This is a genomic window from Pseudoalteromonas sp. S1650 (genome assembly GCF_005887195.1).
Lineage (GTDB): Bacteria > Pseudomonadota > Gammaproteobacteria > Enterobacterales > Alteromonadaceae > Pseudoalteromonas > Pseudoalteromonas simplex.
The window spans coordinates 44,971-60,115 of the sequence record NZ_PNDF01000030.1 but is presented as its reverse complement, the minus strand read 5'-3'; the positions used below and the strand labels follow the sequence as shown (position 1 = coordinate 60,115).

General features: G+C 42.4%; 14 protein-coding genes. 5 read left to right on the top strand and 9 right to left on the bottom strand.

Annotated elements, in window-relative coordinates; all coding sequences use genetic code 11:
- Window positions 1–252 precede the first annotated feature (252 nt).
- Window positions 253–705, top strand: coding sequence for a hypothetical protein (locus CWB80_RS11145; protein ID WP_138602196.1), 453 nt, complete (start codon window positions 253–255; stop codon window positions 703–705).
- Between the two features lie 98 nt (window positions 706–803).
- Window positions 804–1,151, top strand: a complete 348-nt coding sequence (locus CWB80_RS11140) for a hypothetical protein (protein ID WP_138602198.1) — start codon at window positions 804–806, stop codon at window positions 1,149–1,151.
- 45 nt (window positions 1,152–1,196) lie between these two features.
- Here the strand turns inward: CWB80_RS11140 and CWB80_RS11135 are convergent, their stop codons facing one another.
- The 9 genes from CWB80_RS11135 to CWB80_RS11095 all read right to left on the bottom strand — a co-directional run bounded on the left by CWB80_RS11135 (window position 1,197) and on the right by CWB80_RS11095 (window position 10,772).
- Window positions 1,197–2,075, bottom strand: a complete 879-nt coding sequence (locus CWB80_RS11135; protein ID WP_054553795.1) for a LysR family transcriptional regulator — start codon at window positions 2,073–2,075, stop codon at window positions 1,197–1,199.
- 388 nt (window positions 2,076–2,463) lie between these two features.
- Window positions 2,464–3,120 (bottom strand): 3-oxoacid CoA-transferase subunit B, encoded by a 657-nt coding sequence (locus CWB80_RS11130; protein WP_054553796.1) that lies wholly within the window; start codon window positions 3,118–3,120, stop codon window positions 2,464–2,466.
- 11 nt (window positions 3,121–3,131) lie between these two features.
- Complete coding sequence (locus CWB80_RS11125) at window positions 3,132–3,830, bottom strand: CoA transferase subunit A (RefSeq protein ID WP_138602200.1); 699 nt, start codon at window positions 3,828–3,830, stop codon at window positions 3,132–3,134.
- Window positions 3,831–3,841: 11 nt separating this feature from the next.
- Window positions 3,842–4,747: a hydroxymethylglutaryl-CoA lyase gene (locus CWB80_RS11120; protein ID WP_138602202.1), complete on the bottom strand. Its 906-nt coding sequence runs from the start codon at window positions 4,745–4,747 to the stop codon at window positions 3,842–3,844.
- On the bottom strand, window positions 4,747–6,711 hold the full coding sequence (locus tag CWB80_RS11115) for an acetyl/propionyl/methylcrotonyl-CoA carboxylase subunit alpha (protein WP_138602204.1): 1,965 nt from the start codon (window positions 6,709–6,711) through the stop codon (window positions 4,747–4,749). The genes CWB80_RS11120 and CWB80_RS11115 overlap by 1 nt, the downstream gene beginning before the upstream one ends.
- An 8-nt stretch (window positions 6,712–6,719) precedes the next feature.
- Entirely contained in the window at window positions 6,720–7,490 is a 771-nt protein-coding gene (locus CWB80_RS11110; protein ID WP_138602206.1) for an enoyl-CoA hydratase/isomerase family protein, read from the bottom strand.
- A gap of 10 nt (window positions 7,491–7,500) precedes the next feature.
- Window positions 7,501–9,108, bottom strand: coding sequence for a carboxyl transferase domain-containing protein (locus CWB80_RS11105; RefSeq protein ID WP_135924635.1), 1,608 nt, complete (start codon window positions 9,106–9,108; stop codon window positions 7,501–7,503).
- Between the two features lie 9 nt (window positions 9,109–9,117).
- Complete coding sequence (locus CWB80_RS11100; RefSeq protein ID WP_138602208.1) at window positions 9,118–10,293, bottom strand: isovaleryl-CoA dehydrogenase; 1,176 nt, start codon at window positions 10,291–10,293, stop codon at window positions 9,118–9,120.
- 44 nt (window positions 10,294–10,337) lie between these two features.
- Complete coding sequence (locus CWB80_RS11095) at window positions 10,338–10,772, bottom strand: MerR family transcriptional regulator (protein ID WP_054553803.1); 435 nt, start codon at window positions 10,770–10,772, stop codon at window positions 10,338–10,340.
- A 341-nt stretch (window positions 10,773–11,113) separates the two neighbouring features.
- Here CWB80_RS11095 and CWB80_RS11090 point away from each other — a divergent pair, with 341 nt between their 5' ends.
- The 3 genes from CWB80_RS11090 (at window position 11,114) to CWB80_RS11080 (ending at window position 15,144) form a co-directional block, all read left to right on the top strand.
- Window positions 11,114–12,295 carry a thiolase family protein gene (locus CWB80_RS11090; protein ID WP_054553804.1) on the top strand — a complete coding sequence of 394 codons (1,182 nt, stop codon included), beginning with the start codon at window positions 11,114–11,116 and terminating at the stop codon, window positions 12,293–12,295.
- Window positions 12,296–12,386: 91 nt separating this feature from the next.
- On the top strand, window positions 12,387–13,877 hold the full coding sequence (locus CWB80_RS11085; RefSeq protein ID WP_138602210.1) for a CoA-acylating methylmalonate-semialdehyde dehydrogenase: 1,491 nt from the start codon (window positions 12,387–12,389) through the stop codon (window positions 13,875–13,877).
- 109 nt (window positions 13,878–13,986) lie between these two features.
- Window positions 13,987–15,144 (top strand): acyl-CoA dehydrogenase family protein, encoded by a 1,158-nt coding sequence (locus CWB80_RS11080; protein ID WP_138602212.1) that lies wholly within the window; start codon window positions 13,987–13,989, stop codon window positions 15,142–15,144.
- Window position 15,145 lies beyond the last annotated feature (1 nt).

Sequence of the window (15,145 nt, the reverse complement as noted above, 5' to 3'; positions counted from 1 at the left end):
GGCGTCAGCCGTCAGCCGTCAGCCGTCAGCCGTCAGCCGTCAGCCGTCAGCCGTCAGCCGTCAGCCGTCAGCCGTCTGATCTGACCCCGATAAAGTAGACACGGGGTTTAAATAGCTAAAGTTTACGATAAAGAAAAATAAAGGGGCAGAGTACGCAAAACAAACAAATTATTGTTAATTAAAAATAAAATCGGTACTTTATGATGGTATGTATAGTTGATGATTTAATTTATTTAGAATAAGCGTATAACCATGAAACTGATATTTGCGTTGTTACTTTTAGGGCCTGTTATTGCCAATGCAGCTGAAGATAAAGTCGCTGTTTATCTTAATTTTGAGCAGGCTTATTTGAGCAATGATGTATCTTTGTTTGCGCCATTATTAAGTAAAAACTATACGATTAAACAAACATTGCATATTCCTTGGCTAGGGTCAGATACTGTGCCTGTTACTAAAGCTCAGTTACTTGAAGGCATGAAGCAAAATCCTAAGCCTAGTTCATTACCGCGTTCAAAAGCTGAATCAGTCAAAGTAGAAACAATTTCAAAACAGCAATTCTGTGCACGTTCACAAACTTTAGATCAAGTCGTAGTAGCAGGTAAAAACTACGAAGAGAAAGAACTAAGAAAAGCGTGTTTTAAACACGAAAATAACAGCTATGAAGCTATATCACATACCATTGATGTGTATTATCGAGAGCTTTGATAGAGATAATTAACATTCAGAAATTTCCGTGTATCAAATAAACGTACTAACTGATATTAATTACGGACAAACCCTATAAATGAGATAAGGAAATAAATATGACAAAACAGTTAGGTTTAGTAGCTGGAGTATTTTTAGCATCAACAAGTTGTTTCGCAGCTGATAGCTTTCGAGTTGAAACATCTGTTTATAAAGCGAATGAGCTACTAGCATCGCCAGTAATGCTGGTGGAAGAGAAACAACCTGCGACCATCTCTATAGGTGAGGGGTTTAGCTATGAAGTTACAGTGATACCACAACAAAATAATACGGCAGCTGTAGAAACATCAATCACACTCGCTGGCAGCTATTTTACACCTTCTTTTGTTGTGGAATATGGTAAACAAGCGTCTTTCGAAATAGGTGAAAACAAAGTGAGTATCTTAGTCACCAAATCTAAAAGCTAATTTAAAGATAAATGACCCTCAACAAAATTGAGGGTCTTTAATCTTTTATTTTAGATGTTTGAAAGTATCAAGCATCCATTTTATAAATAGCTCTAATTGTGCATTAGTTTCACTAGGATCGTGTTGCACTAAGTAATATTTATCTTTCGTTTTTAATGGCATATCGGTGAAATTAAATAACCATTGTTCATCAAACCAAGTCTGACTGATAGGCAAGGGGATTAGGGCAATACCCATACCCTGTTGTGCCGCACGTGCCACACCAAACATACTATCAACCTGAATAATTTGTTTTGGTGCAAAGTCATCAATACCAGCATGCTCTGCCCATTGGTGCCAAGCCCAAGGACGTGCTTTATGAAGTATAAGAGGAACTTCATTTAAAGCCTGAAACGGGTTTTCTTGCCATGCTTGCCAGTTTTCTTTATTGCAAGCTGGTGTATACGATAGCGAAAATAGCTCATGTACAACGCCTTCGTGCGGTTTAGATGAAGACAATACAATCGACAAATCGCTTTGCTTAGTCAGCTCTTTACGCGTTTTTAAGGTATTAAGCTGTAAGTTTGTATTTGGGTGCTCACTGGTCCATTCGCTCAGTTTTGGCATTAAAAGCTCACTGGCGAAAAATTCAGGTAGTGTAATACTGATCGTTACGTTTTCTTGTAACTGACTAAACTCATTAATGGTTTTTTCTAGCGCTTTAATAAGCGGTGATACAGAGTCATAAAAATTCTTACCAGCCGCTGTTAGGCGAATTGAACGGGTTTGACGTTCAAATAGTTCAATACCCAATTGTTCTTCTAATTGTTTGATCTGATGGCTTACGGCAGACGGTGTAAGGTAAAGCTGGTTTGCTGCATCTTTAAAGCTAAGGGTGCGAGCAGCAAAACAAAATGAGCGTAGGCCACGAATAGGTGTTTGCATAGTTAATTTCAGTAAGTCTCAATAGCGCTTGTTAGTTAATTAACTGCTAAGCAATTATTATCCCAAAATGTAAAAAAATAGAGAGTAAAGAATGAATATAGCTAACTCTTGCCATATTGTATAAAAAACAGCCTTTAATCGCTCGTTTAATCTATGTTTAGGCAAATGTTTAGTAAAAAAGTGATCTTAGCAGTTTTAGCTATTTCGTCATAGTCTCAGTATTAGATACTGCCAATTCACTAAAGCAGGGCATTTTATACTATTTATGTGACAAAATGGTGCGGCGAAAGGCTGACTTTAGATAAAAAAAATCCCTCTTGCGAGGGATTTTGGGTAACTCAGCGCCATTGGCACTGGGAATGAGGTCGGTACATGGGATGTGAGTGGTTTAAAAAACCATCTCTGGAACATCACCTTCAACAAGCAATTTGCCTGCCGTTTTGCTAATAATTTCATCTACCGACACGCCTGGAGCGCGTTCGATTAGATGAAATGCGCCGTCTTTAACTTCTAGTACGGCTAAATCAGTTACGATTTTCTTTACACAGTTAACCCCAGTTAGCGGTAAAGTGCAACTTTCTAATAACTTAGAGTCGCCATGCTTGCTTGCATGAGTCATCGTAACAATAATATTCTTCGCGCCAGCAACGAGGTCCATCGCGCCACCCATGCCTTTAATTAGCTTTTTTGGGATCATCCACGATGCGATGTTACCGTTCTGGTCAACTTCAAATGCACCTAATACTGTTAAGTCTACATGACCACCCCGTATCATGGCAAAACTATCTGCACTATTAAATATTGCTGCACCTGTGGCTGCTGTCACGGTTTCTTTACCCGCGTTGATCATATCTGCATCAACTTGGTCTTTGGTTGGGTACGCACCCATGCCTAATAAGCCATTTTCAGACTGCAACATAACTTCGATACCGTCAGGTACATAGTTAGCAACCAGAGTAGGGATACCAATACCTAGGTTTACGTAATAGCCATCTTGTAGTTCTTGTGCAACACGCATTGCAACTTGTTCACGTGATAATGCCATTTTATTGCTCCTTAATCGCGAGTTGTTACACGTTCAATGCGTTTTTCAAAGTCGCCTTTGATCACGCGATTAACATAAATACCTGGGGTATGAATTTGGCTTGGCTCAAGATCACCTGGCTCAACAATCTCTTCAACTTCAGCAACGGTAATTTTACCTGCTGTCGCGGCCATCGGATTGAAGTTCATAGCTGTGTGGCGAAATACAAGATTACCGTAGCGGTCGGCTTTCCATGCTTTAACAATGGCAAACTCACCTGTAATTGACTCTTCTAAGATATATGGGCGACCATCAAATTCTTTAACTTCTTTGCCTTCGGCAACCGGAGTGCCGTAACCTGTAGCAGTATAAAACGCAGGAATACCAGCACCACCGGCGCGCATCTTCTCAGCGAGTGTACCTTGTGGTGTTAAAACAACATCAATTTCGCCATCGAGTAGTTGTTTTTCGAAAAGCGCATTTTCACCCACATAAGAAGCGATGATTTTTTTAATTTGCTTATCGTGAAGTAAAATACCTAAGCCGAAATCATCAACACCGCAGTTGTTTGAAACAACGGTTAGATTTTTAGTCCGTTTACGCTTAATTTCACTGATAAGTCCCTCAGGAATACCACACAAGCCAAAGCCACCAGCGATAATAGTATCGCCATCTTTTAAACCTTCCATTGCAGCTTCATAACTTGAAACCACTTTATCGAAACCGGCCATGAGCCTACTCCTTAATTATTCTGAGTGTTCTTTAGAGCAAGTGATACCTTGCTGACAGGTTGTTTATTTAATGCACTGCAAATAGCCCAACCAGCTTTCGCCAGTCTTTCTAAATCAATTCCATGCTCTATGCCAAGTCCTTGCAGTAAGTAAACTACATCTTCAGTGGCAACATTTCCTGACGCACCTTTGGCATAAGGGCAGCCACCAAGGCCTGCAACAGCACTATCAATCGTTGCTATACCGCGGCTTAGGGCGGTGTAAATATTTGTGAGCGCTTGTCCGTATGTGTCGTGAAAATGTACAGCGAGCTTTGATTTATCAATATGTTGCAAGAGTAAATCTAATAACTCATCGACTTTTTTCGCCGTACCTACACCAATGGTGTCGCCAAGGCTAATTTCGTAGCAACCAAGCTCGAGTAATCGCTCTGATACTTTTAATACATCATTGTAGTCGACATCACCTTGATATGGACAACCCATGACGCAGCTAACATAACCTCTAACACGAATGTTATTCGCTTTGGCAAAATCCATAACATCTTTAAAGCGATCAATACTTTCATCAATAGAGCAGTTAATGTTCTTTTGACAAAACGCTTCACTTACCGCTGTAAAGATAGCAAATTCTTGTATGCCGACTTTTTTTGCCGCCTCTGCACCGCGTAAATTCGGGGTGAGGGCACTTAAGTTAACATTAGGCAAATTTAACGCGCTAATAACATCGCTTGAGTCAGCCATTTGTGGCACCCATTTAGGTGACACAAAGGCGCCTGCTTCAATATCTTTAAGGCCTGCATCTGCAAGGGCGTTGATAAGAGCGACTTTATCTTGGGTATTAACGGTAGCTTCATTTTGCAAACCGTCTCTGGCGCCAACTTCTACAATGCGAACAAAATCAGGAAACTGTGCCATTACGCCTCCGGCTCTTCAACAATCGCGAGCATATCACCATGACTCACCAGTTCACCTTCAGCAAAGCAATAGCTGGTTAATACACCATCATGTGGGGCATTAAGCGTGTATTCCATTTTCATCGCTTCGATGATGACAACAGCGTCACCTTTAGCAACAGTACTACCCACTTCAACTAAATGTTTAACAACAGTACCATTGAGTGGTGCAGCAAGTGGCAACGCATCACTTTCGTGTTCACTAATATAGTGTTTATCAATCAGCTCTAGCACCGTTTGCTGTGCTTTGTACATCACTGTGATGTGAGAGTTTGTTTGATTGATATGAGCCACGACTTTTTCGCCATTAACAACTAAGTTTGCAAGGCCATTTTCAACATTTCCAGAGGTTGTATAGTCAACCCCATCTAAGTTGATTTTAAAGCCTTCAGATGTTTTAACCGCATGAACGTTTAAATCAACAAACGGAATCGTAGTCTTAGCGTCACTGTTTAGCATAAAGCCTGTTAATTGTTGCCATGGGCTGCTGCTTTCACCTTTTAGTTGATGTGCATACGTATAGGCTGCCACCACGGTTGCAATAACAGACTGTTGCTCGTTTTTAGCAACAAGGCGCTCACCTTGGTCTTCAATAAAGTGCGTATCGGGTGCACCTGCTTGAAAAGTAGGGTGTTTAGCAAGATTATGTAAGAAATTAACGTTACAGCTAAAACCTGCAAGGTGGAATTGCTCTAGTGCTTTTGATAAACGCCCAAGCGCTGCCTCACGGTTATCATCATGAACAATTAATTTAGCAATCATAGGATCGTAGAACGGGCTAATTTCATCGCCCGCTGCAATCCCTGTATCTATACGTACAAATTCAGATTCGTTCGGTGTGAATAGGGCGTCAATGTGGCCAGAACACGGAATAAAGTCATTACTTGGATCTTCTGCATAAATACGCGCTTCAAAGCTGTGACCTTGTAGCTGAATATCTGCTTGGCTAAGTGGTAATGATTCACCTGCCGCAATATTGATTTGCCAATTCACCAAATCAACACCGGTTACCATTTCTGTTACTGGGTGCTCTACTTGTAAACGGGTGTTCATTTCCATAAAAAAGAATTCATCACCGCATAGTAAAAACTCAACCGTACCAGCACCGCGATAGTTAATCGCTTGGGCACAACGTACCGCTGCTTCACCCATTTCTTTACGAAGCGCATCAGATAAACCCGGAGCAGGGGCTTCTTCAATTACTTTTTGGTGACGACGCTGTAATGAGCAGTCACGGTCGCCTAAGTACACACAGTTACCATGACTATCGGCAAAAACTTGTACTTCAACATGGCGAGGTTTGGTGACATAGCGCTCTAACAGCACTAAATCGTTACCAAATCCGGCTTTTGCTTCACGTTTTGCGCCTTCAAGTGCACTGATAAAATCTTTTGCGTGTTCAACAACTCGCATACCTTTACCACCGCCACCAAAAGCAGCTTTAATCAGTACCGGGTAACCAATTTTTTCAGCTTCGGCTTGTAAGAAATCAGTATCTTGGTTGTCACCATAGTAACCAGGCACTAAAGGTACATTTGCTTGGTGCATAATTTCTTTAGCGCGGGTTTTTGAGCCCATGGCTTCAATGCTTGATGCTGGCGGGCCAATAAAGGCGATATCATTTTTCTCACACGCGAGCGCAAAGTCACAGTTCTCTGATAAAAAACCATAACCTGGGTGAATACAATCAACACCTGCTTGTTTTGCCACATCGATGATTTTGTCTGCCACTAAGTATGAGTCTTTACTTGGCGCAGGGCCAATGTGATACGCCTCATCAGCATGCTTTACGTGCTGAGCATGTTTATCAGCATCTGAGTAAACTGCAACCGTTGTTAAGCCCATTTGCTTTGCTGTACGCATAACTCGGCAGGCAATTTCACCACGGTTGGCAACGAGAATTTTTTTCAATGATTTTGTTGTCATAATGGTTCCTATTTCTGCCAGTTAGGGGCACGTTTTTCAAAAAATGCAGTTAGGCCTTCTTGGCCTTCTTCAGATACACGAATGCGAGCAATGCGCTCAGCGGTTAACTCAATCAGTGCATCATCTATTACGTTGCCAGCTACATCATTGATTAGCTGCTTAGCTGCTTTAACGGCAATAGGACCATTGTTGACAAGGTTTTGTAAATGCTTGTCGAGCGCTGTTTGCAAATCGCCGGTGATCTGGTGAATTAAACCAAGTTGCTTGGCTGTATGCGCGTCAAAAATCTCTGCCGTTAAAAAATAACGACGTGCAGCGCGCTCACCAATAGCTTTAATGACATAAGGGCTGATAACCGCAGGAATAAGACCAAGCTTTACTTCACTTAAGCAAAACTGTGCATCGTCTTGGCAAATCGCGATATCACAACACGCAATCAAGCCTAACGCACCGCCAAATGCAGCACCTTGTACGGCACAAATTGTAGGATGAGGGCTTGTAGCAAGGACTTTCATAAGCTTTGCTAGCTGCATAGAATCCGCTAAGTTTTCTGCAAAGTCATTGCCAGCCATCGACTTCATCCAGTTTAAATCAGCGCCAGCAGAGAAGTGCTTACCTTCGGTTTTTAAAACCAGTGCGCGCACATCGCAACTATTTGCGTGTTCAATTAAACGGATCAATTCACTGATGACTTCTTCGTTAAATGCATTGTGTTTTTCAGGGCGACTTAGTAGCAGTACAGCCACATTTGATTTTGTTATTTCGAGTGTTACTGACATAAGGCCTCCATTACATTCTAAATACGCCGAACTGCGAATCGCGCTCTGGTGCATTTTTAGCTGCACTTAAGGCAAGCCCTAATACATTGCGGGTATCAGCAGGATCGATAATGCCATCATCCCAAAGGCGGGCACTGGCGTAATATGGATGACCTTGTTTTTCGTATTGCTCGATAATTGGCTTTTTAAACTCACTGACTTGCTCATCAGTCATGCTTTCGCCTTTACGGGCTAAACCGTCTTGTTTAACTTGTGCAAGAACGCCTGCTGCTTGTTCACCACCCATTACAGAGATACGGGCATTTGGCCACATCCACATCATGGTAGGTTCAAACGCGCGGCCACACATACCGTAGTTACCTGCACCATAAGAGCCACCAATTAAAACGGTGAATTTAGGTACATCAGCACATGACACAGCAGTTACCATTTTTGCACCATGTTTGGCGATGCCTTCGGCTTCGTACTTTTTACCAACCATAAAGCCAGTAATGTTTTGTAAAAACACCAAAGGAATTTTGCGTTGTGCACATAGCTGAATAAAGTGCGCGCCTTTTTGCGCTGATTCACTAAATAAAATGCCGTTGTTGGCAACAATACCGACTGGGTGGCCAAAGATTTTTGCAAAGCCAGTTACTAAGGTTTCGCCAAAGTAGCGTTTAAATTCATCAAACGATGAATCATCAACAACACGGGCAATTACTTCGCGTACATCAAATGGCTTTTTAAGGTCGGTACCGACAATGCCGTAAATTTCGTTAATGTCGTAACGCGGCGGTTTAACATCATCAAGTAACGGTGCAGTAGGGCGTTGATAGTTTATTCGTTCAATACATTGGCGCGCGATAGAAAGTGCATGGGCATCGTTTTCAGCATAGTGGTCGGCAACACCGGATGTTTTACAGTGAACATCAGCACCACCGAGCTCTTCAGCACTCACTTCTTCACCTGTAGCCGCTTTAACCAGAGGCGGGCCTGCTAAGAAAATTGTACCTTGCTCTTTTACAATAATACTTTCATCAGCCATTGCAGGTACATAAGCACCACCTGCAGTACATAAACCCATTACGACCGCAATTTGTGGAATGCCTTTTCCAGACATACGAGCCTGATTATAGAAAATACGGCCAAAGTGTAATTTATCTGGAAATACATCATCTTGTTCAGGCAGGTTTGCACCGCCTGAATCAACTAAATAAATACACGGTAAATGACAACGCTCTGCGATATCTTGGGCACGCAAGTGTTTTTTCACCGTTAGTGGAAAGTATGTACCGCCTTTTACAGTTGCATCATTGGCGATGATCATACATTCAACGCCTTTCACACGACCAATACCAGCAACAACACCCGCACATGGAATAGCTTGTTCATACACGCCAAAGGCAGCAAATTGTGAAATCTCTAAAAATGGCGAGCCTTCATCAAGTAGCGTTTCAATACGGTCACGAACAAACAACTTACCACGGCCTTGGTGGCGCTCAATCAGGGCAGGGCCACCGCCTAAACGGATATCCGCTACTTTTTCACGTAAATCAGTTACGAGCGCTGCCATGTTGTCGTGATTTTGCAAAAATTGCGGATCGTGTGGATTTACACTCGATTTTAAAATCGTCATAACAAGGTCCTATCGGCTTTCAGTGAATAATTCGCGACCAATTAGCATGCGGCGGATTTCTGAAGTACCTGCGCCAATTTCATATAGTTTTGCATCACGTAACAAGCGACCTGTCGCGTATTCGTTGATATAACCATTACCACCTAAGATTTGGATAGCATCAAGGGCCATCTTAGTTGCAAGCTCTGCTGCATATAAAATAGCGCCAGCGGCATCTTTACGCGTTGTTTCGCCGCGATCACATGCACTAGCTACTGTGTAAACATAAGAACGAGCAGCATTCATTTGCGTGTACATATCAGCGATTTTGCCTTGAATAAGTTGGAACTGACCAATTGGGCTATCAAATTGTTTACGCTCATGAATATAAGGAACCACAATATCCATACATGCTTGCATAATACCAAGCGGGCCTGCAGCTAAAACAACACGCTCATAATCTAGGCCACTCATAAGTACTTTTACGCCTTCGTTTAAGTTACCTAGAATGTTTTCTGTTGGTACTTCGCAGTTCTCGAACACTAATTCACAGGTGTTAGAGCCACGCATACCAAGTTTGTCTAGCTTTTGTGCAGTAGAAAACCCTGGCGTGTTACGTTCAACAATGAACGCTGTAATGCCCTTAGGGCCGGCATTTAAATCTGTTTTTGCATAGATAACAAAGGTATCGGCATCTGGACCATTGGTGATCCACATCTTGTTACCATTAAGTACAAACACATCGCCTTTTTTCTCAGCTTTTAATTTCATTGATACAACGTCAGAACCTGCATTTGGCTCACTCATCGCAAGGGCACCAATGTGCTCACCGCTGATAAGCTTAGGTAGGTATTTTTCTTTTTGAGCCTGTGACCCATTACGGTTAATTTGGTTAACACATAAATTTGAATGAGCACCATAACTTAAACCAATCGATGCACTTGCACGGCTAATTTCTTCCATTGCAATAACATGTTCAAGGTAGCCAAGGCCTGCACCGCCAAACTCTTCAGGCACTGTCATACCTAATAAACCCATTTCGCCAAGCTGTGGCCAAAGTTGATTAGGGAAGGCATTGTCTACATCTGTTTGTTCTGCAAGTGGGGCAATTTCTTGGCTCGCAAAGCTATTAACGTGATCGCGGATCATGTCTGCTGTTTCGCCAAGTCCGAAGTTCATTTCTTTATAAAGTGAAATAGTGCTCATAATGTGTGTTCCTGTGAGAGTCTGTTGACGAGATTGTTGTCAGGTTATTCGTCTAAATTATTAAGGGTTTCACGACAGCGGCGTTCTGCAGTCACCAATTCCATTAGTACAACTTTAATGTCGTCCATTTGTTGGCTCAGGTCCGCTTTTTTCTCTGCGATAAGGTCAAGCATAGTCACTAGCTGCTTAGCGCTCGATTTATCTGCATCGTACAGTTCAAACAAACGACCCGTTTCAGCCAAGGTAAAACCTAAGCGTTTACCGCGTAGAATAAGCTTTAGTCTTACTTTGTCGCGTTTTGAATAAATACGGGTTTGACCATTGCGATCAGGTGAGATCAGGCCTTGATCTTCATAAAAGCGGATAGAGCGGGTGGTAATATCAAATTCTTTTGCTAGTTCGCTGATACTAAACGTTTGCTCATTGCTAGCAGGTTCAACTGCTGCGCTTTCAAAGTTTGTTTGATTGTCTTGTTTCATGATTTATTTACCTCATTCGAATAACACCAATATAAGTGAAGTTTACGTAAAGGTAAAGGGTGATTTGGGAGTTATACTTTAGACTTATAAAGATAACTGGTTGGATTTGTTGAAAAGCTTTATTTATCTAGCCTTGTAAGCAAATGTTCGATTTTTCATACAACAAAATACAGATAAGTTTACAGTTTTACCAGCCGCAAAAATGTTGATTTTAGATTTACGTTGGCGTAAACGTAAATATTATGTATGCTGAATTAAATCGAAATTAAACTATAACAAATTAACTGTTTGGTTACACATGATTTGAACACATGATGATAACCACTTACATGGAGCCAATTATGACTACTGAAGCCGTTGTTATTGTTGCCGCAAAACGCACCCCTATGGGTGGTTTTATGGGCGCACTAAGTGGTGCACACGCAACTGATTTAGGTGCTACAGCTATTAAAAGTAGCTTAGAGCAAGCCGGTTTATCTGCCGATAAGATTGACGAAGTGATCATGGGCTGCGTATTACCAGCTGGTCTTGGTCAAGCACCTGCACGCCAAGCAATGTTAAAAGCGGGTCTTAATCAAGGTACTGGCGCTACAACAATCAACAAAGTATGTGGTTCTGGCTTAAAAGCTGCAATGTTTGCCCATGACTTAATTAAATCAGGCTCTATCAACTCAGCGGTTGCTGGTGGCATGGAAAGCATGAGTAATGCCCCTTATATGTTACCAAATGCACGTTCAGGTATGCGTATGGGTCATGGCGAAGTAAAAGATCACATGATGTGTGATGGCCTTGAAGATGCTTACGACAACAAAGCAATGGGTTGTTTTGCACAAGACACTGCTGATCAGTATTCAATTGGTCGTGAACAAATGGATAACTTTGCGCTTAGCTCACTAACTAAAGCGAATAGTGCGATTGAAACCGGCGCATTTGCAAACGAGATTGCCGCGCACACTATTTCTACACGCAAAGGTGATGTGACCGTTGCGATTGATGAGCAACCAGGCAATGCACGTCCTGATAAAATCCCGGGTTTACGTCCTGCATTCAAAAAAGACGGTACGATTACAGCTGCAAACTCGTCATCAATTTCTGATGGTGCAGCAGCGCTTGTGTTAATGCGTGAATCAGATGCTAAAGCACAAGGTTTAACACCACTGTGTCGTATTGTTGCTCACAGCACACACTCTCAAGCACCAAGTGAATTTACTTTAGCACCTGTTGGCGCAATGCAATCGCTTTTAGAAAAAGCCGGTTGGTCTGTTAATGATGTTGATTTATGGGAAATCAATGAAGCGTTTGCCATGGTGACTATGCTTGCAATTAACGAGTTAAAACTTGATGAAAGCAAAGTAAACGTAAACGGCGGTGCCTGTGCACTTGGTCACCCTATTGGTGCAAGCGGCGCGCGTATCTTAGTTACCTTAATTCATGCATTAAAAAATCGTGGTCTTAGCAAAGGTGTTGCCTCACTGTGTATCGGTGGTGGTGAAGCTGTTGCTATGGCTGTTGAAGCTATTTAATCGCTTTAGAATTTTAATCTCTCACAGCCGCAACGTATTTTAAAAACTATCATGTTGCGGCCTCTTTATACCCACTGGGGAGGAGTGCCTCATGCACCAAGTACCTTTATTTATCAACGGCGAATTTACCCAATCAAGTTCATCGCAGCTGATTGATGTTATCAATCCTGCAAACCAAGAAGTGTTAGCCCAAGTTCCGTGTGCAACGGATGCTGAAATGGATGCAGCCATTGCCTCTGCAAAAGAAACATTTAAAACATGGAAAGAAGTGCCAATTTCTGAGCGTGCGCGCATTATGATGAAATACGCAGCACTACTAAAAGAAAACCATGACGAACTTGCGACGATTATTTGTCATGAGCTGGGTAAAACATTTGAAGACGCCAAAGGCGATGTTTGGCGTGGTATTGAAGTTGTTGAGCAAGCAGCCAATGCACCATCACTGATGATGGGCGAAACAATGGAAAACGTAGCGCGTAAAATCGATACTTACTCTTACATGCAGCCACTGGGTGTATGTGCGGGTATTACGCCATTTAACTTCCCTGCGATGATCCCATTATGGATGTTCCCACTGGCAATTGTGTGTGGTAACACCTTTATTCTGAAACCATCAGAGCAAGATCCATTAACACCAATGCGTTTAGCTGAACTATTTGTTGAAGCGGGGGCACCAAAAGGGGTGTTACAAGTTGTTCATGGTACAAAACCACAAGTTGACCGTTTATTAGAAGACCCAGCAGTACGTGCAATTTCATTTGTTGGTTCGTGTGGTGTAGGTGAATACATTTATTCAAAAGGCACAGCAAACCTTAAACGCGTGCAAGCTTGTGTAGGTGCAAAAAACCACATGGTTATTATGCCTGATGCAAGTAAATCGCATGTTGTAAACAACCTAGTAGGTGCGTCTGTAGGTGCTGCGGGTCAGCGCTGTATGGGTATTTCGGTTGCTGTGTTTGTTGGTCAAGCAAAAGACTGGGTTGACGAAATTAAAGCAGGCTTTGAAAACGTACGCCCAGGTGTATGGGATGATGCCAACGCGGCTTACGGCCCACAAACATCAAAAGCAGCTAAAGACCGTATTTTATCTCTTATCGCAAGTGGTAAAGAGCAAGGTGCAACGTGCTTAATTGATGGCTCTGACTTTACTGTTGAAGGTTACGAGCAAGGCAACTGGGTTGGTCCAACGCTATTTACTGATGTAAACACCGAGATGGATTTATACAAAGAAGAGATCTTTGGTCCTGTATTGGCTTGTATGTTTGTAGATACTCTTGAAGAGGCGATTGAGCTTATCAATAACTCGCCTTACGGTAACGGTACTTCGTTATTCACATCAAGCGGCGCTGCTGCACGTAAATTCCAACATGAAATCGAAGTAGGTCAAGTTGGTATCAATGTGCCAATTCCTGTGCCACTCCCGTTTTTCTCTTTCACAGGTTGGAAAGGCTCATTCTACGGTGACCAACACACCTATGGTAAGCAAGGTATTCGTTTTTACACAGAAACGAAAACAATTACTTCACGTTGGTTCGAGGATGATATCGCCTCAGGTCCGAACATGAGTATCAACCTTAAATAAGCCGTAATTAATTTACTGCTGAGCGAGCACACGCTCGCTCAAAGAACACACATTTAAACGACAACAATCGTTATTCACACAAGAATAAGACAACAAATAGAGGTCTACTATGGACTTTAATTTAACCGAAGATCAGCAAGCGTTTGCTGAAACAGCCCGTCAGTTTGCAGAGTCAGAACTTGCTCCACATGCAGCTAAGTGGGACCAAGAACACATTTTCCCGAAAGACACCATTAAAGCAGCCGGTGAGCTAGGCTTTTGTGGTTTATATACCCCTGAAGAAGCGGGTGGCTTAGGTTTATCTCGCCTAGATTCAAGTATTATTTTTGAGCAGCTTGCCATGGGTTGTACCGCAACAACCGCTATGTTGACCATTCATAATATGGCAACCTGGATGATTGCAAGCTTTGGTACTGAGGAAGTAAAAGCTCAATACTGTGAACAATTAGTAATGGGTGAGTTACTTGCGTCTTACTGTTTAACAGAGCCAGGCTCTGGCTCTGATGCTGCATCGCTAAAAACCAAAGCGGTTAAAGAGGGCGATGAGTATGTGATCTCAGGCTCTAAGATGTTTATCTCAGGTGCTGGTGAAACTGATTTACTTGTAGTTATGGCACGCACTGGTGGTGAAGGCGCTGCCGGTATTTCGGCATTTGTTGTACCTGCAGACGCAGCAGGTATCGAATACGGTAAAGCTGAAGAAAAAATGGGCTGGAATGCACAGCCTACACGTTTAATTAGCTTCGAAGGTGTGAGAATTCCTGCGGCTAACTTATTAGGTCAAGAAGGCGAAGGCTTTAAGTTTGCAATGCAAGGCTTAGATGGTGGCCGAATTAATATTGCTACCTGTTCATTAGGTACAGCACAAGCAGCACTTAATACTGCGCGCGAATACTTAAAAGAACGTGAGCAATTTGGTAAGCCATTAGCTGCTTTCCAAGCACTGCAATTTAAGATTGCCGATATGAACACTGAGCTTGTTGCCGCTCGTCAAATGGTGCGCTTAGCCGCATTTAAACTAGATACCGGTGACAGTGAAAAAACCACTTACTGCGCGATGGCAAAACGTTTTGCTACAGATGTTGGTTTTAAAGTCTGTGACGACGCACTACAAATTCACGGCGGTTACGGTTACATCAAAGAATACCCATTAGAGCGTCATTTTAGAGACGTACGTGTGCATCAAATTCTTGAAGGCACAAACGAAATCATGCGTGTGATTATCGCACGCCGTATCTTAGCTGAGTCAGCTGGCGACATTCTATAAG